Origin of the sequence: Aporhodopirellula aestuarii (assembly GCF_023701485.1) — a bacterium.
GTDB classification, from domain to species: Bacteria; Planctomycetota; Planctomycetia; order Pirellulales; family Pirellulaceae; genus Rhodopirellula; species Rhodopirellula aestuarii.
Genome location: NZ_JAMQBK010000133.1, coordinates 14468 through 33836 on the forward strand (window position 1 = coordinate 14468; position 19369 = coordinate 33836).

The 19369-nt window shown below is 52.6% G+C and carries 17 protein-coding genes; 14 read left to right on the forward strand and 3 right to left on the reverse strand.

Annotated features, from left to right (window positions below):
• Positions 1–44 precede the first annotated feature (44 nt).
• The 3 genes from NB063_RS31325 to NB063_RS31335 all read right to left on the reverse strand — a co-directional run bounded on the left by NB063_RS31325 (position 45) and on the right by NB063_RS31335 (position 3267).
• On the reverse strand, positions 45–1244 hold the full coding sequence (locus NB063_RS31325) for a class I SAM-dependent methyltransferase (protein WP_250933669.1): 1200 nt from the start codon (positions 1242–1244) through the stop codon (positions 45–47).
• Positions 1219–1935: a hypothetical protein gene (locus NB063_RS31330; RefSeq protein ID WP_250933670.1), complete on the reverse strand. Its 717-nt coding sequence runs from the start codon at positions 1933–1935 to the stop codon at positions 1219–1221. Before NB063_RS31330 ends, NB063_RS31325 begins: the two co-directional genes overlap by 26 nt.
• Before the next feature lie 99 nt (positions 1936–2034).
• Positions 2035–3267, reverse strand: coding sequence for a lipopolysaccharide biosynthesis protein (locus tag NB063_RS31335; protein WP_250933671.1), 1233 nt, complete (start codon positions 3265–3267; stop codon positions 2035–2037).
• A gap of 258 nt (positions 3268–3525) precedes the next feature.
• Here NB063_RS31335 and rfbG point away from each other — a divergent pair, with 258 nt between their 5' ends.
• From rfbG to NB063_RS31405, 14 genes are all read left to right on the forward strand, one after another.
• Positions 3526–4656 carry a CDP-glucose 4,6-dehydratase gene (gene rfbG, locus NB063_RS31340; RefSeq protein WP_250933673.1) on the forward strand — a complete coding sequence of 377 codons (1131 nt, stop codon included), beginning with the start codon at positions 3526–3528 and terminating at the stop codon, positions 4654–4656.
• Positions 4656–6035, forward strand: coding sequence for a glutamate-1-semialdehyde 2,1-aminomutase (locus NB063_RS31345; RefSeq protein ID WP_250933675.1), 1380 nt, complete (start codon positions 4656–4658; stop codon positions 6033–6035). The genes rfbG and NB063_RS31345 overlap by 1 nt, the downstream gene beginning before the upstream one ends.
• Positions 6032–7360: a DUF4910 domain-containing protein gene (locus tag NB063_RS31350; protein WP_250933677.1), complete on the forward strand. Its 1329-nt coding sequence runs from the start codon at positions 6032–6034 to the stop codon at positions 7358–7360. The genes NB063_RS31345 and NB063_RS31350 overlap by 4 nt, the downstream gene beginning before the upstream one ends.
• Positions 7361–7491: 131 nt before the next feature.
• Entirely contained in the window at positions 7492–8730 is a 1239-nt protein-coding gene (locus NB063_RS31355; protein WP_250933678.1) for a class I SAM-dependent methyltransferase, read from the forward strand.
• A 102-nt stretch (positions 8731–8832) separates the two neighbouring features.
• The gene (locus NB063_RS31360; RefSeq protein ID WP_250933680.1) at positions 8833–10467 is read left to right on the forward strand and encodes a GumC family protein; all 1635 of its coding nucleotides are present in this window, start codon (positions 8833–8835) and stop codon (positions 10465–10467) included.
• An 8-nt stretch (positions 10468–10475) separates the two neighbouring features.
• Positions 10476–11072 (forward strand): tyrosine-protein kinase family protein, encoded by a 597-nt coding sequence (locus NB063_RS31365; protein WP_250933681.1) that lies wholly within the window; start codon positions 10476–10478, stop codon positions 11070–11072.
• Positions 11072–12478, forward strand: coding sequence for an O-antigen ligase family protein (locus tag NB063_RS31370; RefSeq protein WP_250933683.1), 1407 nt, complete (start codon positions 11072–11074; stop codon positions 12476–12478). The genes NB063_RS31365 and NB063_RS31370 overlap by 1 nt, the downstream gene beginning before the upstream one ends.
• Positions 12475–13704, forward strand: coding sequence for a glycosyltransferase (locus tag NB063_RS31375; RefSeq protein ID WP_250933685.1), 1230 nt, complete (start codon positions 12475–12477; stop codon positions 13702–13704). The genes NB063_RS31370 and NB063_RS31375 overlap by 4 nt, the downstream gene beginning before the upstream one ends.
• Before the next feature lie 131 nt (positions 13705–13835).
• Positions 13836–14540, forward strand: a complete 705-nt coding sequence (locus tag NB063_RS31380) for a WecB/TagA/CpsF family glycosyltransferase (RefSeq protein ID WP_250933687.1) — start codon at positions 13836–13838, stop codon at positions 14538–14540.
• Between the two features lie 16 nt (positions 14541–14556).
• On the forward strand, positions 14557–15588 hold the full coding sequence (locus NB063_RS31385; protein ID WP_250933689.1) for an NAD-dependent epimerase/dehydratase family protein: 1032 nt from the start codon (positions 14557–14559) through the stop codon (positions 15586–15588).
• Complete coding sequence (locus tag NB063_RS31390) at positions 15537–16589, forward strand: glycosyltransferase family 2 protein (RefSeq protein ID WP_250933692.1); 1053 nt, start codon at positions 15537–15539, stop codon at positions 16587–16589. The genes NB063_RS31385 and NB063_RS31390 overlap by 52 nt, the downstream gene beginning before the upstream one ends.
• Positions 16590–16596: 7 nt before the next feature.
• Entirely contained in the window at positions 16597–17544 is a 948-nt protein-coding gene (locus NB063_RS31395) for a hypothetical protein (protein ID WP_250933694.1), read from the forward strand.
• A 13-nt stretch (positions 17545–17557) separates the two neighbouring features.
• A complete protein-coding gene (locus NB063_RS31400) occupies positions 17558–18373 on the forward strand; it encodes a sugar phosphate nucleotidyltransferase (protein WP_250933696.1) in 816 nt (271 codons plus the stop codon).
• The gene (locus NB063_RS31405; protein WP_250933698.1) at positions 18370–19020 is read left to right on the forward strand and encodes a PIG-L deacetylase family protein; all 651 of its coding nucleotides are present in this window, start codon (positions 18370–18372) and stop codon (positions 19018–19020) included. The genes NB063_RS31400 and NB063_RS31405 overlap by 4 nt, the downstream gene beginning before the upstream one ends.
• Positions 19021–19369 lie beyond the last annotated feature (349 nt).

The following is a 19369-nucleotide window of genomic DNA, read 5'->3' on the forward strand; positions in this document are numbered from 1 at the left end:
ATCACGATTATGAGGGGGGCAAGACCTTTCGCCACGGATCACACTCAAGCAACCAGCAACTCGGCAGTCATCCCCAATTGGTTTAATTGCGATCGGATTTCTTCTTGATACAAGGCATTCGTCACGATCACGACATCTGCCGGTTGGGCAGCCAAGGTCTCTGGAGAAACAATTTCGTGTCCTGAAAGCGGTATGAATCGTCCCTGGCGGTTCGGATTGACATCGATCACGGATCTGACGATTTCTGATCCCTCGACGGCGTTCAGAAAGCTGATTCCCTTTCCGCCGGATCCCCAGACCACCACGTCGCTTTGGTCCGCTTTCCACTGGCTCATTCGTTTTCGCCACATCCCTGCTCGCTCGAAATAGTCCTTTTGAAAACGTTCCGTACACCGCACCATTTCTTGGACTGAATCCGAAGCCGACTCTGCAAGTGCTTCGATGGGTCGTGCTTCCGCTGGAACGGCCTCCACAAAAAGGTATTGGTCTCCCTGGTAGCAGGTGCCGGATCGCGTGACGTCAAATCCAGCGGCTTGAAACAGTCCGGTCAGACTTTGCAATCCGAAGTAATTGCATTGCTCGTAATGAATGCTCCACACCTCGCTTTGTTGAATCGAACGAAATCCGTTGAAGACTTCGAAGTAAATGGGGACATCGCGGTCGCCAATGCAGCGTCGCAAAGTTCTCAAGAACTCAAGTGAGGCAGGAACCGCTTCAAAAACAGACAGGCAACAAACGAAGTCACCAATCAGTTCTGCGTGCTCGTCGGTGAAGTAGCCAGGGATCAATGTAACCTGCCCGTCACCAACCGCCTCAACATGCCGAGCCGGGACAGTTGGGTCGACTCCGATACCTTGATTGCCCCCGAGCTCGCACAGAAGTTTTAGAAAGTCGCCACCGCCGCATCCGATTTCAAGGACTCGCTTTGCATGCAGGTCGTGCCTCCGGATCAATTGCTCGCACACGCCTTGAATGAACTCACGAAACACTTTGGTGTGAAACAACGAGACTTCATACCCCGGTTCGAAGCCGACCTGAGAAACATCAAAGCGGCGATTATGAATCAATCCACAGCCGCGACAAATCACCAAATCAATGGAGCCACTCGGAGCCTGGAGGGCTTGTTCCCGCGTCTGCGGCAGCGTTCCGACATTCGCTGCGACGGAGTCGACCTGAAAGAATGGACTCAGTTCCGACGCCTCGCAGCCGGGGCAAGTGCTACTCTTGATTTTCGTATCGGACATAGAGTTTGATTTGACTGGATTCAATGTAGTTGAGTAACGCAAAAATGAATGTGACAACGCCCAGCATTTCCAAGGCTTCTTCGATCGACTGGGAAATCACGTGAGCGATATTCTGTTGGGCAGCGAGCTCGTCTTCGGCAGCTGAAAAAATGACACCGGCCACACTTTCCATTCCGATCGCGCCGGTGACAAAGATAACACCCGAAAGCAGGATCAGGCGTTTTGTTCGCGGTGGCAAATTCAAAATGAACCGTAAGTTCAAGAGTCCAACCACGATGACAAACAGTCCGGCTGGAATGATCCATGAAAAGTAGAGTAAATCACCCATCGGGGTCATCCGCATGAGGGCATCGCCCATCTCGTGGAACATCACCGCTTCGTCGATCGCCAAGGCGGTCATCACGATCGCCATGAATCTCCAGTAACGTAGACGGCGGCCTTGATCCGATTTGTCATACACACCCAGGAAGCCAAGGATACCTCCCGATGCGAGCAGCAGCGTGGCCGAGTAGAACGCCGGGATGCTCGGCTCGTGCCCTAGGTCGAATCGCTTGAGGACGTCACCAATTTGAGATTCAGGCGTGCCAATTACGCAATAAATCACAAAGTTCGCAATCGTCCCGCAGGCCCAAACAACCAACGTCGTGATCAGCAGAATGCGAAGCGTCTTGCGAGCTGAAGGATTGGACACAGTGTTTTCGACCGGAGACCTAGGGGGTGGAAATGTGACGCGAGAAGATCGCGAATCATCGAGCTTGTTCAATTCGAAAGCCAGGACGTCTCCAAGATTCTAATTGGACGGAGCGACCCAGTGCCAGCGTTTCAGCTTGAAAACAAAAACAGCGATGAGGGCGAGCGATTCCGCAGCGGTGCCGATTACCAGCGCGATCGCTGCCCCTCGGATTCCGTCCATGCGAATGAGTGGGAATGCGATCGCAACGGTGGCAACCACTCCCGCGATGCTGACCAATGCACTGCCTCGAGGCGATTCCATCGCAATCACTGCATGATCAGCCGCAATCGTTGTCGCCGAGCACATCATCCGCAGCGCCAATAACGCCACGACGGGACCATACGCGGCGTCGATGCTGCCGTCGTAGAGGATGCGGAGCAGATGACCGCCAAATAGGAACAGCACCACTGTGAACAGCAGCACCACCGACACCAGTCCAGCGGTGCATCGCCAATAGAGTTTCATCGTTTTTTGGCGTGATCCTGCAGAGACCGTCTCGGCAATTTTGGGCGAAAGGTAATTGCCAACGCCCATCAGGAACGGGTTCGCGAGCGCTGCAATCGAAAGGCAAGCAGCAAAAACGCCGGCCGCTTCGGTGCCAATCATTGCCGTCAGCATCCAGTGCATCGCGTACAACTGAGTGATGCACACCAAATTATCGGCAAGCAACCAGCGACCGAATCGCCAGTCGTGACGGATCGTTGCGGAAACCTGTTCGGCCTGGAAGTCAAACTGGTCGAGGCGAAGCAGCAGCCAAAAAACACTGGTCAAAACACTAACGATCGCAATCATCAGGATCGTCATCGATCCAGTCAGGTATTCGTTGGTTGCTAGCCAAAACAGGACGGCTAACTGGGCAGCTGAAACCGTCGCATCAAATACCAGTGCTCCCTTCATGTGCAGTCGAGCGAAGTCGAATCGACGGGCAAAATCGCGAGCAAGAAATCCGGGCAAAGAAAGCGTCAATACCCATGCGGCGGCAATCGTTGTTGCTGATTCCGACGCAAGGGTGATGCCCACGGACCCCACGATGCTGATTCCCAGCAGGATCATGGCCAGGATCACGGCGCCGGTGGCGGCGCTGGCAGCACGGTTCTCCGGTGATTGATCCGCTCCACCGCGGAGCCGAAACACTGTCAGTGGGCCGCAGACCAAGCTGAGCTGCGCCGCATTGCCCAACAACAGCAAGCTCAATACCAGCGAATAGAATCCGAGTTCATCTGCGCCGCAGTAACGCCCGACCATGATTGCGGTGACGAAGCTCGTGCCACTGACGATCGCTTGATCCATCAAGGCGATTATGGGCTTGGATTTTAACCACACCGGGCGGTCCTTCGAGTTTGCATCCGAGGTTTCCGGTGCCAGAGATTGAGAGATAGATTATAGAATGGGGGCGACAGACGAGAGTTCAATTATCATATTGTTCGCATGAATGATCACAGACTCTAAGCTGCAAGGTACCGTATTGCGAAGGCGGGGAGATTTCATCCAAACTTTCCGCGACAATGGTAGTTTGGTTTCACCTTTGTTTCGAGCATACGAATAGACATGAATTTCGCAAACGATCAAACATTCCGAGGCAAACGTGTCTTCCTTACCGGTCATACCGGTTTTAAGGGTTCATGGCTGGCATTGTGGCTGACGCGAATGGGTGCGGAGGTCACAGGGTACGCTTGGGCACCGCCGACGCAGCCGAATCACTTTGCATTGGCCGAGATTGAAGCTCGTTTGCATCGGCATTACGAAGCCGATATTCGTGACGCGGAGAGATTGCAAGCCGCGATGCAAGAGTCTTGCCCTGATTTGGTCATGCATTTAGCAGCCCAGAGCGTCGTGAGGACGAGCTATCAGAGTCCGCGGGAGACGTTCGATATCAATGTGATGGGTAGTATTAGCGTGTTAGACGCTGTCGCTGCACTCGAGTCGCCCCCGGCCGTCGTGATGGTGACTAGCGACAAATGCTACGAAAACGTCGAGCAGGTTTGGGGCTACCGTGAATCGGACGCTCTCGGTGAACACGATCCCTACGGCGGCAGCAAGGGAGCCGCCGAGATCGCGATTCGCAGCTACCGACATTCCTTCTTTCCCGTCGATCAAATTTCGCGACACGGTGTACGTTTGGCGAGCGCGAGAGCGGGTAACGTCATCGGTGGCGGTGACTGGACGAAAGATGCTTTGATCGTGGATGTCTTCAAAGCACTTGCCAGCAACCAGCCGGTCGAGATTCGCAGTCCGACAGCATTGCGGCCTTGGCAACACGTACTGCAATGTTTGTCAGGATACCTCACACTTGCATCCAAACTGCTGTCCAATGACGCGGCCAACTATTGCTCGGGATGGAATATTGGTCCCTTGCCAGGAAACGAGATTCCGGTCATGCAAGTGGTCAGGCAATTCATCGAACATTGGGGTGGCGGGGAGGTCGTGGATGCTTCGCGCCCAGGCCAGCCCAACGAAGCCAATATTCTGCGTTTGGCAATCGACAAAGCGATTTGGGAGTTGGCTTGGCGACCATGCTGGGACGTTGATCAAGCGATCGAAAAAACAGCGACCTGGTACCAACACTACCTCCACCAAGATCAGGATATTGCCGAACTGAGTTTGGGGCAGATTGCCGAATATGAAGCAGCCATGCAAACGATGCAAATCAGTCTCGATCGATCACCGGTGAAAATCTAATGTCACCCGAGCCAGAGAACGCTTACGACCGATACGAGCAATCCCGCAAGCTGCAATGTCGAGCGCATCAGCAGATCCCCGGCGGCTGTCACACCTATGCCAAAGGAGATGATCAGTTTCCGATGCTTTCACCGGGCTTCATCGCTCGTGGAAAAGGGTGCCATGTTTGGGACGTCGATGGCAATGAATTCATCGAGTATGGCATGGGGTGCCGTGCGGTCACACTGGGCCACGCATTTGAACCCGTCGTTTCGGCAGTCGCTGAATCACTGACTCTGGGTACGAATTTCACACGTCCAGCGGCGATCGAAGTTGAGTGCGCCGAGATGTTGCTATCGATGATTCCCACAGCGGAAATGTGCAAGTTCGCCAAAGATGGTTCCACTGTAACGACCGCTGCATTGAAACTCGCCCGTGCACACACCGGTCGCGACAAAATTGCTCTGTGCCAAGATCATCCTTTTTTTGCGATCCACGATTGGTTCATCGGAACAACGGGAATCCCCGCGGGCATTCCCGACGCCGTGCGAGACCAGAGTCTTATGTTCCGGTATAACGACCCGGAGAGCATCGAATATCTGTTCAAGAAATTCCCTGGCCAGATCGCCGCGATCATCTTGGAACCGGCCAAGTACAGCGATCCCGAAGACCATTTTCTGCATAGGGCCCGGGAGATTTGTCACCAAAATGGTGCTCTCTTCATCCTGGACGAAATGATCACCGGGTTTCGTTGGCACAATGGCGGTGCGCAGACGAGCTACGACATCGAGCCGGACTTATCGACGTTCGGAAAGGCACTCGCCAACGGTTTCTCGGCGTCGGCATTGGTTGGCAAACGCGAGTTCATGCAAGCCGCTGGGCTGTATCATGATCGCCAACGTGTTTTTGCTCTTTCGACAACCCACGGTGCGGAAACCCCGGGGTTGGCTGCCGCAATCGCGACTATGCGTTTCTATCAAGAAAATCCGGTGATTGAAGTGCTCCAGCGGCAAGGTGCCAAGCTTGCCGCCAGCCTGCGTGAGATTGTTTCCAGTCACGGTCTGGAAGACTCGATCCAAATCATCGGCAAGCCCTGCAATCTGATCTTCACGAGCACAGATGGCGATGGACAGCGTTCGCAATTTTTCCGCGCGTTGCTGATGCAGGAACTCATTCGCGGCGGCGTGTTAGGGCCATCTTTGGTGATCAGTTATTCGCATTCGGATGAGGACATTGCGCAGACATCCGTTGCGTTCGACAAAGCATTGGTAGTGTACAAGGCTGCCCTGGCCGAAGGTGTCGAAAAATACTTGCTGGGTCCGCCGACGCAGATTGTTTATCAAGACCGTAATGATGTGGCGTTTCAGTCGCCGCCACGTGCATTTCATCCGGCACAATGAGTGGTCAAGTGATGCTCGATCTAGCGGCCCGCTTGTTTCATCTGCACCGCTCCCAAACCGGTGAGGGCGTTCGCGAAACGTTTCGTATTCTCAGCGAATATATCCCGCTAGAAGTCCAGGAGATTCCTTCAGGGACACGCGTGCTTGATTGGCAGATTCCCGATGAGTGGCGGATCCGAGATGCCTCTATCGCCACGGCTGATGGCAAGCGGATCGTTGATTACGCCGATTCCAATCTGCACGTCGTCAACGGCAGCCGTGGCGTCAAGCAAACGATGACCTGGAGCGATCTTGAATCGCATGTTTTTGTGGCGGACGATCATCCCGATTGGATACCCTATCGGACGTGCTTCTTTCGCGATGAGTGGGGGTTCTGTGTCACACACTCGCAGCGAGATCGGATGCGAGAGTCAGACGCCCCACTGCACGTGACGATTGATGCCGAGTACTTTCCCGGATCGATGAGTCTCGCCGAATGCCGGCTTGATTCGACGGTCGATTCGGCGGCGGAGCATTGTGTCTTGATTCACTGCCACACTTGCCACCCGTCGTTGGCCAACGACAATCTTTCCTCGCTAGTCGTCGCTTGTCAGCTGATCGACCATTTACGGAATCAGCCGCGACGATACACCTATCGATTTTTGTTCGCGCCGGCCACGATTGGGCCGATTGCTTGGTTGGCTCAACAAACGCAGACGCAAATCGATGCGATCGACCACGGCTTGGTGCTCACCCTGCTGGGCGATTCGGCACCGCTGACTTATAAGCAGACACGTTGCGGTGACGCGCCGATCGATGCGATTGTATCGTCGGCAATCAAACGCCAGGGGCGTAGTTTGCGTCTCTGTCCATTCGATCCGTTTGGTTACGACGAGCGACAATTCAGTTCGCCGGGGTTCGACCTTCCGATGGGCCGATTGTCGCGAGCAATCCATGGCGAATTTCCCGAATACCACATGTCCGCTGACAATCTTGAGTTTATCCAGCAGGAGTCACTCGAAGACTCCTTGGACGCCTTGATCGGGATCACACAGGGCATCGAGTCGAGTCGCTACCCGCTCAATCTCCATCCCCACGCTGAACCTCAACTGGGCCGGTACGGGATATTCAGGGCATTCGGTCAGCGCGACGACCGGGGCGATTTCCAGGCGGCTATGATGTGGCTGCTAAATTTGGCCGATGGTTCTCACGAAATATCGGGAATTGCCCATCGTAGCGGCCTTCCAGACGAACTCGTCAAGGAAGTGGCCGACAAATTGGCGGAGTTCGAATTGATCGAATGGATCGATTATCCGAGTTGTCGCCGCCCTAGCCGACAGATCTGAGCCGGATTTTGGTATCCAAGTGATCCTCCGGCACTCACACTGGAGGCCGCGAAAACGCACCTCCCGTTCACGATTCATGAATTCCTCACCGTATGATGAACCACCTAAGCAAAGTAAAAACATCCGCAGAGATGAGCAACGATGTCCGCGGATGCCGATTTTGTGGCCATCCGCTTGAACACACGATGTTGGATCTCGGGTTGTCACCGCTCTGCCAGAGCATTGTCAGCAGAGACGACCTGAATCGCGGCCAAATGTTCTATCCCCTACGGGCGTTCGTTTGCGACCAGTGCTGGCTCATTCAGGTGCACGAACTCGTCAGTGGCGAGGAAATCTACAGCCACTACGCATATTTTTCGTCCTACTCTGATTCGTGGTTAAAACACGCTCGCGATTACTGCGACATGATTACCGAGCGTTTGGGGCTGAGTGAGAAAGATCAGGTAATCGAAATCGCCAGCAACGATGGCTACCTGCTCAAAAACTTTAAAGCCGCCAACATCCCCGCCCTTGGAATCGAACCGGCTGCGAATGTTGCTCAGGTCGCGATCGAGGACGGCATCGATTGCGTGGTCGAGTTTTTCGGAGTTGCGACGGCAAAGAAACTTGTCGCACAGGGAACGCAGGCGGATTTGTTGTTGGGCAACAACGTTATCGGGCACGTCCCAGATCTCAACGATTTCGTTGCTGGAATGAAAATATTACTGGCACCCAATGGCACCATCACGATTGAAATTCCGCACGCGATCAATTTGATCGAGGGCCGGCAGTTCGATACGATTTATCAAGAACACTACTCGTATTTCCTGCTGACGGCGATGCGCCGCGTCATGCGGCGACACGGTTTGGAACTATTCGACGTCGACGAAATCGGGACGCATGGAGGGTCACTTCGCTACTACGCTCGTCACGCCGAAGAATCGGGTCGAGAAATCGCACCGATTGTCGACCAGATTGAGCAACGTGAGATAGACGCCGGGCTCACTAACCTCGACACTTATCACGACTACGCTCGCGTGGTGATGGAAACCAAATGGAATTTGCTCGAATTTTTGATTCGGGCCAGACGTGAGGGAAAGCAGGTCGTCGGTTATGGGGCTCCCGGCAAAGCGTCTACCCTTTTGAACTACTGCGGGATTCGCGAGGACTTGATTCGCTATACCGTCGATCGCAACGAAATGAAACAAAATACGTTTATGGTCGGCACATCGATTCCGATCCACGCGCCAGATATGATCAGCGAGACCAAGCCCGATTACATCGTAATTTTGCCTTGGAATTTGAAAGAAGAGATCATGCAACAGCTGGATCATGTTCGCGAATGGGGGGCGAAATTTGTGATCCCGATCCCTGAATTAATGGTGTTGTAGAGAGTAGAATCTGGGAATCAATTGCCCGCCCAGGCAGAATTACGACCGCATTTCGGTCGGTTCTTACCACCGCCATTTCCACGTTCCATCTTTGGTTTTGTCATGCAACATCGTCCTTTCATGCTAGACGACGCGATCCGCGGGGTCATGCGTCGCAAAACGAAAGTTGCCTTGTTCTTCTTCTCGACGGTCGCGCTCGTCGGGTGCGTGACGTTGATGACACCGAAGACGTACACTTCCGACGCACGGCTTTTCTTGCGTCTAGGACGCGAAAACGCGGCGTTGGATGCGACAGCCACCTTAGGGGAACATCCCGTCGTGATGATGCCGCAATCCAGGCAGGCTGAAATCAACTCGGTGGTTGAGCTGCTGAAGTCGAAACAGCTCTATCAGGCGGTCGTGGAGGAAGTCGGTGCAGAGCCGATTTTAGAACGAGACTATGTCCCGCCGGGTGAAAGTTCCGGTGAAGTCGAGGAGGAAACATGGATTGCGGGGGCAATCGGATCGACCATGTCGCTGCTGACATCGTGGGGTGTTCTCAACGATCTGCCTCGCGAAGAGAGGGCCGTCATTGAGCTCCAGAAAGATGTGGATGTGGAAGCGTTCGAGGAATCCAATGTGATTACTCTCAGCTTCGAAAGTTATTCACCCGAACTGGCTCAAAGCGTTGTCGACTCTTTGGTTCGCAATTACATCCACGAACACGTTCGGCTTCACCGCTCTGTGGGAACGCACCGGTTTTTGGCAGAACAAACGGAAGTGATTCATTCCGAGCTAGTCGATCGGCAAGAAGAATTGGAAAGCCTTAAAAACAAGACCCGTGTGCTCTCATCGGATTTGCACCGCGGCAAAATGGTTGAACGTATTGCCGAGCTTGAATCGCAATTGCTTCACGCCGAGGCTGAGGCGACTTCGCTGAAAACGGAAGTCGACCATCTTGCTAGAGGTTTGTCATCGCTTTCGTCGACTCAAACGGTTTCGGAAACTGTCGGTGCCGGAAATGAAGGTGCCGATGGAATGCGTCAAGAGTTGTTTCGCCTTGAAATGGCGTATCAGGATTTGCTTGCGACCTACAAGGAACCACATCCTAAAGTTCAGCAGATGAATGAGCGACTTGAACAATCGCGAAAAGTCTTAGCTGCTGCGGAACTGGGACGCCGCGAGATGGTCAGTGGCCCCAATCAGGTCTACCAAGAAACGAGTGTCGCTTTGATGCTTAAGCGGCCCGCATTGGCTGCTGCTGAAGCGAGAGTTGCCAAGCTGAAGGAACAAATTGAAGCTTTCCAAGTTGACTTGGATCACTTCATTTCAGATGAGTTGCAATTTGCTCGCTTGGATCGAGAAATCTCGATCTTGGACGGAAATTACCGTAAGTACGCGGTGAATCTTCAGCGTGCACGCATTGACGAGATGATGAAGGCGGAAGAGTTGTCGAATGTGAGTGTCGCTCAGGCGGCCTCATTGAATCTCAAACCGGCAAAACCGAATAAAGCGATCAACCTTCTTTTGGCAATTTTTCTGGGTGCCGCGGGCGGGATCGCGATGGCCGTTTTGCTGGAATACCGGCATCCGACTCTTTCATCAAGCAATGACATTGAAATGGTGCTGGGGCTTCCGGTCATATCGTCAGTGCCCAAATTAGCCGCAGCGGAGCGTCTACCGGAACTGGGGCCACCCCAGTGGACAAAGAGCGCCGTTGCTGAGCACGACGAAGCGTCCCCCGAGCTAGTTGGTTAGATAATCGAATGAGTCATTGGCACAATACGTTGCTCAAGATGGGCTGGCCTACCCGCGACGGTGAGCTTCCGTTGCGGTCGATCGCGTTGACATCCTGTTCGGCGGGGCATGGCGTGTCGACGGTCGCGATCAATGTTGCTGCCGCCGCAGCGCAGACGGCGGATGTCCTCTTGCTGGACGCCAATTTCGAAAGACCTAGCCTTGCCCAATCATTGAGTTTGGAGCCGTCGCCGGGGCTTTCGGATGTGCTATGCGAGAAAGCAGACACGTCTGAGGCGGTCCGATCGACGAGTTTGCAAGGGCTTTCGGTGGTCCCGTTTGGGAGCACACCTAATCTCCAAGAATCCCATCGCGAGTTGTTTCCATTGCTCGTCCGCTGCTTGTCAGCTGATCACGATTTGCTGATCTGCGATTTTCCTCCGATCACGCCGGATGCTGATTTCCTTAAATGCCTGATGCCCATGGATCGCATCTTTCTCGTCGTCAAAGACGGGGAAACTAGATCAGACGCCGCCCAGCTTGCGACCAGTCGCCTCCGACGCATGGGGATGGAGATTTCTGGTGTCATCATCAATCAGCAACACCATTCGGGATTCGGATATTGATGACGATCTCGCAAGAGCATGCCATAATCGAACACCTCAGTCATGCTGATCAAGCGGGCGAGAAAAACGCCTGGGTAGGCAGTCTTCCTATCGCAGCCTGGATCTCACCGATCTTGATTTGCATGTGGATGTTGATGTACAGCACGTTTTCGCCACCGGAAGATTACAAGGCCAGCCAATACGGGACGAAATCAATTCTGCCCGCCAGTGTCTTATCGCTGAACAAGCTCACGACGCGTGTCACCGCGATTGGCATCCTCTCGTTCGCCGTACTCAGTCTGTGGAAACACCCCAGGCGCGATCGCGTTCTGCGGCGAATGTTTCCATTGATCCTTTTCACGATGTATGGTTTTGCCTCCGTGGCATGGTCTGCCGACCGCGGTATCTCGTTGAAACAGGTAATCAGTTTCGCGATTCTAATCGTGTTGGGCTACATCATTGCATTGGTGTGGAGAAGTGACCGTGACAGCGAACGAATGTTTTTTCATTTGTCCATGGGCCTATTCCTGTTGGCACTCCTGTTGCTAATCATTCATTTTGCCATTCCCAGTGTCGGTGCCTTGACGAAGAGGTCATCGGGAATATTCCACTCAACCAGTGCGTCATCCGCGTCCGGATTAGGCGTCATGGTGACGTTGGGATTGAGATTGCTTTGGAACTCGCGATGGAGTCGCTTTTGGCCATTGATACTGGCGACCCACTTGGCCGTGTTGCTGGTGGCGGGAAATCGTCTATCGGTGCTGATCACTGGATTGGTAGCGCTGGCGATGATCGCTTGCTACGCGCACCGAGGGTTTCTGGCAGGTGCAGTACTCGCCGTCTCGATTATTGTGACCGGCTATCTCGTGGTGGACGCTCGTCTGGACGGTTTCTATGAAGTTGCGGACTCCGTGGGCATTTATGCCAAGCAGGGGCAATCGAAGAAGGAGCTCTCTAGTCTTTCAGGGCGAGAAGAAATGTGGACCAAAATGTGGAAGTCCTATTGGGATTCTCCGCTTCTCGGACACGGCTACTTTGTGACCTCGAAAACGGGGCGAATGTATGTTTGGTATGAATGGGGTAATTGGACGGCGCACAATTTCTGGTTGCAGGCGTTGACGACAACCGGAGCTATTGGCTTGTCGTTGCTGGTGACGGGGATCGGCTGGATCGGCTTGGGCCTATATCGCGGCTATCGGCAGGTAGCGAATTCGTCGCGTTCGACCGCGATGATTGGCTTCATCTCGCTGTGGTACTTTGGATGGGGATTTTTGAATTCCTCCTTCATCGGACCACTGGCGCCGGAATCGGTGGTGTTTTCGGTGCTCATTGGAGTGGCTACTTCAATCGCGTGTCAGGCGGCGGTCCAGAATCAGGCATGGACGTTGGACGGCGCACGCCCGAACCGGGGGCCAGTGACGCTATGAAAGCACTGATGTGTCACTTGTACTATAAGTACCCAGGCGGCGAAGACGTCGTTTACGAAGATGAATGCTGGTTGTTGCAGGAATACGGTCACGAAGTCGTTCGATACGAGGCTCAAAACAGCCAAATTGACACGATGGGTAAGATCGATTTGGCACGCAAGAGCTTTTGGAACCCTGAAACATACCGCGACATTCGGGAACTGATTCAACGTGAGTCACCGGACGTTGTTCACTGTGCTAATACGTTCCCGCTGTTTTCGCCTTCGCTCTATCAAGCTGCCAAAGACGAGGGCGTGCCGACTGTTCAAACGTTGCACAACTTTCGCTTAGCCTGCGTCGGTGGGACACTCCTTCGAAACGGAGAGGTCTGCCATAAGTGTCTCGGGAAGGCGATGCCGTTATCGGGGATCATCCACCGTTGCTACCAGGGCAGTCTGACTGCCTCGACCGTCTCGGCCTTAATGCATTCCTATCATCGGCGGCGTGGAACATGGTCGCGACTGATTGATCAATATATTTTATTGACGCCGCATTCCAAAGAGATCTTCACCGCTGCTGGGCTGCCGCCAGAACGCATGACGGTCAAGCCTAATTTTGTTCGCCCTGATCCGGGATTCCACGATTCGCGTAGCAAAAAAAATTACGCCGTCTTTGTCGGTCGTCTTTCCAAGGAGAAAGGGCTCGATGTCTTGATGGACGCTTGGAGTGAACTGAGCGAGTTTCCGGACTTAGAGTTGCTGATCGTCGGTGAGGGGCCGCTCCGGGGTTTAGTGGAAAGTGCCGCTCAGCGTGATCCACGTATTCGCCTGGCAGGGCAACTTCCGCGAGACCAAACCATGCAATGCATCGGCGCTGCGAAGTTTCTCGTATTCCCTTCCGTTTGGTATGAAACATTCGGTCGTACGATAATCGAAGCCCAGGCCTGCGGCACGCCTGTCATCGCGTCGAATATGGGCGCAATGGCCACTCTCATTCAACACGATCAAACCGGCCTCTTGTTCGAGCCCGGAAACGCCATGCAATTGGCTGAGCGTTGTCGCAACCTGCTTGCCGATGAACAACTTCAAAAGCGGTTGTCAGTCGAGGGGCGAGCCCATTACGAACGCGAATTCTCCGCCGAGACCAATCTGCTCCAACTACTCAATGTTTACAACAAAGCTGGCGTGAATCTAGCCGATCCATCTGAATCGAATGTCGGCGTCAGTTCTGAAAAATTACCGTCATGAGTCGACGAACATCACTCCCTCCAACGACAATCAACAATCCATTGACTAACTTCGTGCCTCATTGGCCGGTCAAGCAAAACTTGTTCGGATTACACGTCAGCTGTGTCGAATATGACGAGGCTGTGCGGTGTGTGATCGCATCGGCTGCACAGCGGCAAGCGGCCATCGTCTCCTGCCATGCGGTCCATGCTATCACGACCATCTCGGGCGAGGAATGTTTACGCAAGCAAGCTAATGACTTTGCGATGATTACGCCGGATGGTCAACCAGTTCGCTGGGCATTGAACCTACTGTACAAAGCCAAATTGAAGGAACGGGTTTATGGACCCGAATTGATGCAACGAGTGATAAAATCAGCGGTCGAAAACGACTTGCCGATTTATCTATACGGTGGAACGCCTGACAGTCTGCAGCAATTGGAGACGAATCTTCTGGCAAATCATCCTGGGTTGAAAATTGCCGGTAGCGAGTCCCCACCGTTTCGACCGTTATCTGAACAGGAAATGATCGAAACTGCGGAAAGAATTAACTCGAGCGAGTCGCGAATTGTGTTTATTGGACTAGGCTGTCCTAAGCAAGACAAATTCGCCGCAGCACAGGCTCACCGTATTCAGGCCGTTCAAGTCTGCGTCGGTGCCGCCTTCGATTTCCACGCGGGAATCAAGCCCATGGCGCCCGAATGGATGCAACGGTACGGTTTGGAATGGTTATTCCGTCTCAAATGTGAGCCGCATCGATTATGGAAACGCTACCTCGTTACCAACTCAGTATTCTGTATGCGTTTACTAGTTGCCTATTTTTCATCTCGACAAGATATCGCTAAAAACAACTCCTAGACAAAGGTGACTTGCAATGACAATTTCTTCGCTCTCATCAAATAGCACGATGGATCGACAACGTCCAATTTTGGTTGCTGGCGGTGGCGGATTTATCGGTGGTCATCTCGTTGCCGACCTGTTCCGCCGCGGCTATCAGAACGTGCGTAGCGTCGATATCAAGCCCATCGACCAATGGTATCACGTTGATAAACGGGCAGAGAATACCGTCGCCGATTTGAGCGTGCTGGAAAATTGTCGCGGTGCCTGTGAGGACGTGGGGATAGTTTACAATTTGGCCTGCGATATGGGAGGCATGGGGTTCATCGAAAACAACAAAGCCTTGTGCATGTTGTCGGTGCTGATCAATACGCACTTGCTGATGGCCGCCCATGAAGCACGGGCTCAGCGTTATTTTTATGCGAGTTCGGCCTGTGTTTACAACGCAGAGAAGCAAGTCAACGAAGACGTTGTCCCGCTCAAGGAAAGTGATGCCTATCCCGCGATGCCGGAAGATGGATACGGCTGGGAAAAACTATTTTCAGAGCGAATGTGTCGACATTATTACGAAGACTTCGGTTTAGAAACGCGGATCGCACGTTTTCATAATGTCTACGGGCCCCACGGAACTTGGCAAGGCGGTCGTGAAAAGGCTCCCGCTGCTGTGTGTCGTAAAGTCATTCATGCCAAAGCGACCAATAATCTAGAGATCGAAATTTGGGGTGATGGAAAACAAACTCGCAGTTTCACCTACATTGACGATTGCCTGCACGGCATTCATCTGATCACCAACAGCGAATTTCGCGATCCATTAAACTTGGGGTCCAACGAACTAGTCACGATCAATGGGCTCGTTGACATCGTCGAGAAGATCGCAGGCGTCCAATTGAAGCGAACTTACAACCTCGACGCCCCTAAAGGCGTCAACGGAAGAAACAGTGATAATACGCTGATTCAAGAGTCACTTGGGTGGTCGCCTTCCGTTCGTCTGGCTGACGGTATGGCGAAAACCTTTGCATGGATCGAGTCGGAGTATCTTGCCGCCCAAAAGCCTATGCAAGTCGTTTAGGAATGCCGCGGAACCATTCCATTATGAGTTCATCGCCTCAAGTTAGTATCGGTCTGCCCGTTCGCAATGGAGAACGCTTTCTTGTCGAAGCGCTCGATTGTTTGGTCAATCAATCGTATGGCGACTTCGAGTTACTTATCTCTGACAATGATTCCACCGACCAAACGGAAGCGATCTGCCGCGAGTATGCGTCTAAGGATTCGCGAATACGGTACCATCGGCAAACAAAAAACGTGGGCGCGATTGGTAACTTCAACTACGTCTTCCACCACACCAAAGGCAAGTATTTCAAATGGGCGTCATCGGATGATTTGTGTCATCCTGAGTTTGTTTCTCGTTGCGTTGATATTTTGGAAACAACCCCTGACGTGATCTGGTGCCATGCAAAATCTGACATGGTCGATTCGAATGGAGAGTCATGGCTCGACCGTTTGCCGAGAGACGACGAAGAAGTCGAATTAGACGAATTTGGCAATAGGCGATGGAAAGGCCACCCAAGGGTCGATCTCAATCATGATCGCCCCTCGCGTCGTTACGCTGGCGTACTGCTTGGGACGCGTTGGTCGGTGGATTCGTATGGCCTATTTCGCCGTGACGCCCTTAACAAGACACGGATGCTGGTTGATATTTATGGATCTGAAAAAGTATTGATTGGTGAATTAAGTCTCATCGGCAAGATGCACTGGATTGACGAGCTATTGTTCAGTCAAAGGATTCACGCCGGCGCGTCAAGCTATATTGACTCTGCCAATGCACAGGCTGAATTCATATCGGCACGAAATAGGAAGCCATTTGTTTCGACGAGATGGTCCATTTTTCGGGCGCATTACGGAGCGATAGCGCATGCGGAATTGCCCACAATGGAGCGACTCGCCTGCCACGCTGTGCTGGCGCGATATCTTTTACAGATCGGTAAATGGAAGAGAGTGGTCACTACCACGTTGAGTGGCCAGAGTGTTGGCGGCGGTGGAAAACGTATTATTGAAAACGCAGCAGGTTAATAAACTCATGACAAACATACACTTCGACAGTGATCATGATGACGTCAAGCGACGTGAGCGTTTGTACGACGGTGATATCTATGTGTACTCTCCAACGCCGGGCAGTCAGCGGTTGTGTGAACTGGCGCGTCAGATGTGCGAAACCGCGTTTGCGCCCTATCACCCACCTTCGGCACAGGATCACCTGAGCGTCGAGCAGTACATTGAGATTCTGAAGGAACTCAAGCCAGGCTTTATCCATCATCCAGACTGCAAGCAGTTTATTCCGCAGCTCCTCGCGGACTTAGGATGCGATTTAACTGATACCTATTTTGATGTGCCTCGATTGAGGAGTGCTTGTTCGGGAGACTTTCTGAAGACCGGGCTGGCATATGCTTTCAAGCCCCATCGCGATACTTGGTATTCGCCGCCGCAGTCGCAATTGAATTGGTGGATGCCGGTTTACCCGATCGAAGCGGGCAATACGATGGCGTTTCACCCAAATTACTGGCACACGCCCGTGGCAAACAGTTCCTGTCAATTCAACTATCAGGATTGGAATCAAACTGGGCGGAAGCAAGCAGCGAATCAATCGACGACCAAGGATACGAGAGTGCAGTCGGAAGCATTGGAGCCGTTGCAGCTTGAACCGGACATTCGTATCACGTGTCCACCGGGCGGAGTGGTTGTCTTTTCGGCCGCCCAGTTGCACTCAACGGTTCCAAACCTAACCGGCGTGACTCGGTTCAGTATCGATTTCCGAACCGTCAATCAATGCGACTTTCAAGCTGACCGCGGAGCACCCAATCTTGATAATCTATCCACCGGTACAACGATGATGGATTATCGGAGAGGGACTGATTTAGAATCGTTTTCCGAGGAAGAAATTCAGCTCGACGCAAATCGGATCCCGACAGCAATTCATCCTACCCCCAAACGTTTGGTCGACGCTGCGACCAAGTCGTCCAGCGATTGAGCAAGAGCTTATCATGAAAGTTGTTCTTTTCTGCGGTGGAATGGGCATGCGAATGCGTGAGTATTCCGAGTCCGTGCCCAAGCCGATGGTGAAAATTGGTTATCGTCCCATCCTATGGCATGTGATGAAGTACTACGCGCATTACGGCTACAAGGAATTCATTCTTTGTCTTGGCTGGAAAGGGAACGTGATTAAAGACTACTTTCTCAACTACCAGGAATCGTTGTCAAACGATTTCGTGCTAAGCAACGGTGGTGGCACGATTGACCTACTCAGTAGCGATATCGAAGATTGGAAGATCACATTTTGCGACACAGGTATCTCATCGAGTATCGGCCAAAGGCTCAAGGCTGTCGAACGCCATCTTGAAGGCGAGGAAAATTTCCTGGCGAATTACACCGATGGGTTGTGCGATGTGGAATTGCCGGTCTTGGTCGATTTCCATTTGCAGCAACAATCTGTAGCAACTTTTTTGTCGGTCAGGCCATCCCAGTCGTTTCATACGGTGGTTACTGACGTCGACGGAAAAGTCGAAAAGATCAGCGAAGTACGAAAAGGTGACGTGTGGATGAACGGAGGCTACTTCGTTTTCTCAAATCGTATTTTCGACTATTTGAACAATGGGAAAGACATCGTTGATGATGCTCTCTCAGATCTAGTGGAAGTCGGTGGAGTCCATTCCATCAAATACGAAGGCTTTTGGGGGTGCATGGACACCTATAAAGAATTCCAACAATTGCAAGATCTGCACGATCGCGGTGAAACTCCCTGGACGGTGTGGCAGGCGTCGCAGATTGCCAACGAGAGGCCGAGCATTCAATCACCATGAATTTCCAACTCAGCGATAACGTTGAATCCGTGCTTTGCCTAGGAGCACACGCTGATGATATTGAAATCGGTTGTGGAGCGACGCTTGCTTCATTAGTCGATGCTCGGCCCAACCTGCATGTCGATTGGGTCGTTCTATCGGGTGACTCCACGCGTCGAGAGGAAGCGGAACAGAGCGCTCACTGCTACCTGGAGAAACTAGAAAGTTCCAACGTCGAAGTGCACGCGTTTCGCGACAGCTATTTCCCGGGTCAGTATGTTGAAATTAAGGAGTTTCTGCATTCACTGGCCAAACGCACTCAACCGGATTTGATTTTCACGCATCGCATCGAAGACAGGCATCAGGACCATCGCACCATTGGTGAGTTGACATGGAATGTTTTTCGGGGCCCAACGATTCTTGAATATGAGATCCCAAAGTTTGAGGGCGACCTCTTAGGTGCAAACGTGATTGTTCCGTGTAGTGAAGAAGATTGCCAACGGAAAGTGTCACGGTTAATGGAGCATTTCGATTCGCAAAAACAGCGGTCTTGGTTTGACGTCGATGTCTTCCGTGGCCACATGCGTTTGCGCGGCATCGAAGGTGCCTGCGATTTGCAGTTTGCAGAGGCCTTTTGGTTGCGAAAAGCGACCTTCAGTCTCACCTGAGTGCGGAACGTGAGATCAAGAACATCGAACGAATAGTTCAGCCGGTAATAGACGCTGATGTCTCGAAGAATATTCGATCATCATCAACGCTTGGTTCCTGAGATAGTCGCATTTCAATCTCTGCTTCCATGGACTAGAGCATTTTGCTTTTCATTGTGCGACGTAGATGAGATTTGAGAAGATTTGCTCAATTTGCGTCGATGGCGTGCGTATTCATTGGGCATGACGCGGAGCCCTCCCCTCGCTGCGCTCGACCCTCCCAAGGGGAGGGTGAAGTCTTGTGGATGTGATTTCGACGCGTCTCACAAGTTGAACGAACGGCTTTTGAATGTAACCGTCCACCAGCACC

What these genes read in the sequence shown, in the direction of transcription:
- NB063_RS31325 (WP_250933669.1), bottom strand. Translation starts at nt 1,244, where the DNA reads ATGTCCGATACGAAAATCAAGAGTAGCACTTGCCCCGGCTGCGAGGCG.
- NB063_RS31335 (WP_250933671.1), bottom strand. Translation starts at nt 3,267, where the DNA reads ATGGATCAAGCGATCGTCAGTGGCACGAGCTTCGTCACCGCAATCATG.
- rfbG (WP_250933673.1), top strand. Translation starts at nt 3,526, where the DNA reads ATGAATTTCGCAAACGATCAAACATTCCGAGGCAAACGTGTCTTCCTT.
- NB063_RS31345 (WP_250933675.1), top strand. Translation starts at nt 4,656, where the DNA reads ATGTCACCCGAGCCAGAGAACGCTTACGACCGATACGAGCAATCCCGC.
- NB063_RS31350 (WP_250933677.1), top strand. Translation starts at nt 6,032, where the DNA reads ATGAGTGGTCAAGTGATGCTCGATCTAGCGGCCCGCTTGTTTCATCTG.
- NB063_RS31355 (WP_250933678.1), top strand. Translation starts at nt 7,492, where the DNA reads ATGAGCAACGATGTCCGCGGATGCCGATTTTGTGGCCATCCGCTTGAA.
- NB063_RS31360 (WP_250933680.1), top strand. Translation starts at nt 8,833, where the DNA reads ATGCAACATCGTCCTTTCATGCTAGACGACGCGATCCGCGGGGTCATG.
- NB063_RS31365 (WP_250933681.1), top strand. Translation starts at nt 10,476, where the DNA reads ATGAGTCATTGGCACAATACGTTGCTCAAGATGGGCTGGCCTACCCGC.
- NB063_RS31370 (WP_250933683.1), top strand. Translation starts at nt 11,072, where the DNA reads ATGACGATCTCGCAAGAGCATGCCATAATCGAACACCTCAGTCATGCT.
- NB063_RS31375 (WP_250933685.1), top strand. Translation starts at nt 12,475, where the DNA reads ATGAAAGCACTGATGTGTCACTTGTACTATAAGTACCCAGGCGGCGAA.
- NB063_RS31385 (WP_250933689.1), top strand. Translation starts at nt 14,557, where the DNA reads ATGACAATTTCTTCGCTCTCATCAAATAGCACGATGGATCGACAACGT.
- NB063_RS31390 (WP_250933692.1), top strand. Translation starts at nt 15,537, where the DNA reads ATGGATCGAGTCGGAGTATCTTGCCGCCCAAAAGCCTATGCAAGTCGT.
- NB063_RS31395 (WP_250933694.1), top strand. Translation starts at nt 16,597, where the DNA reads ATGACAAACATACACTTCGACAGTGATCATGATGACGTCAAGCGACGT.
- NB063_RS31400 (WP_250933696.1), top strand. Translation starts at nt 17,558, where the DNA reads ATGAAAGTTGTTCTTTTCTGCGGTGGAATGGGCATGCGAATGCGTGAG.
- NB063_RS31405 (WP_250933698.1), top strand. Translation starts at nt 18,370, where the DNA reads ATGAATTTCCAACTCAGCGATAACGTTGAATCCGTGCTTTGCCTAGGA.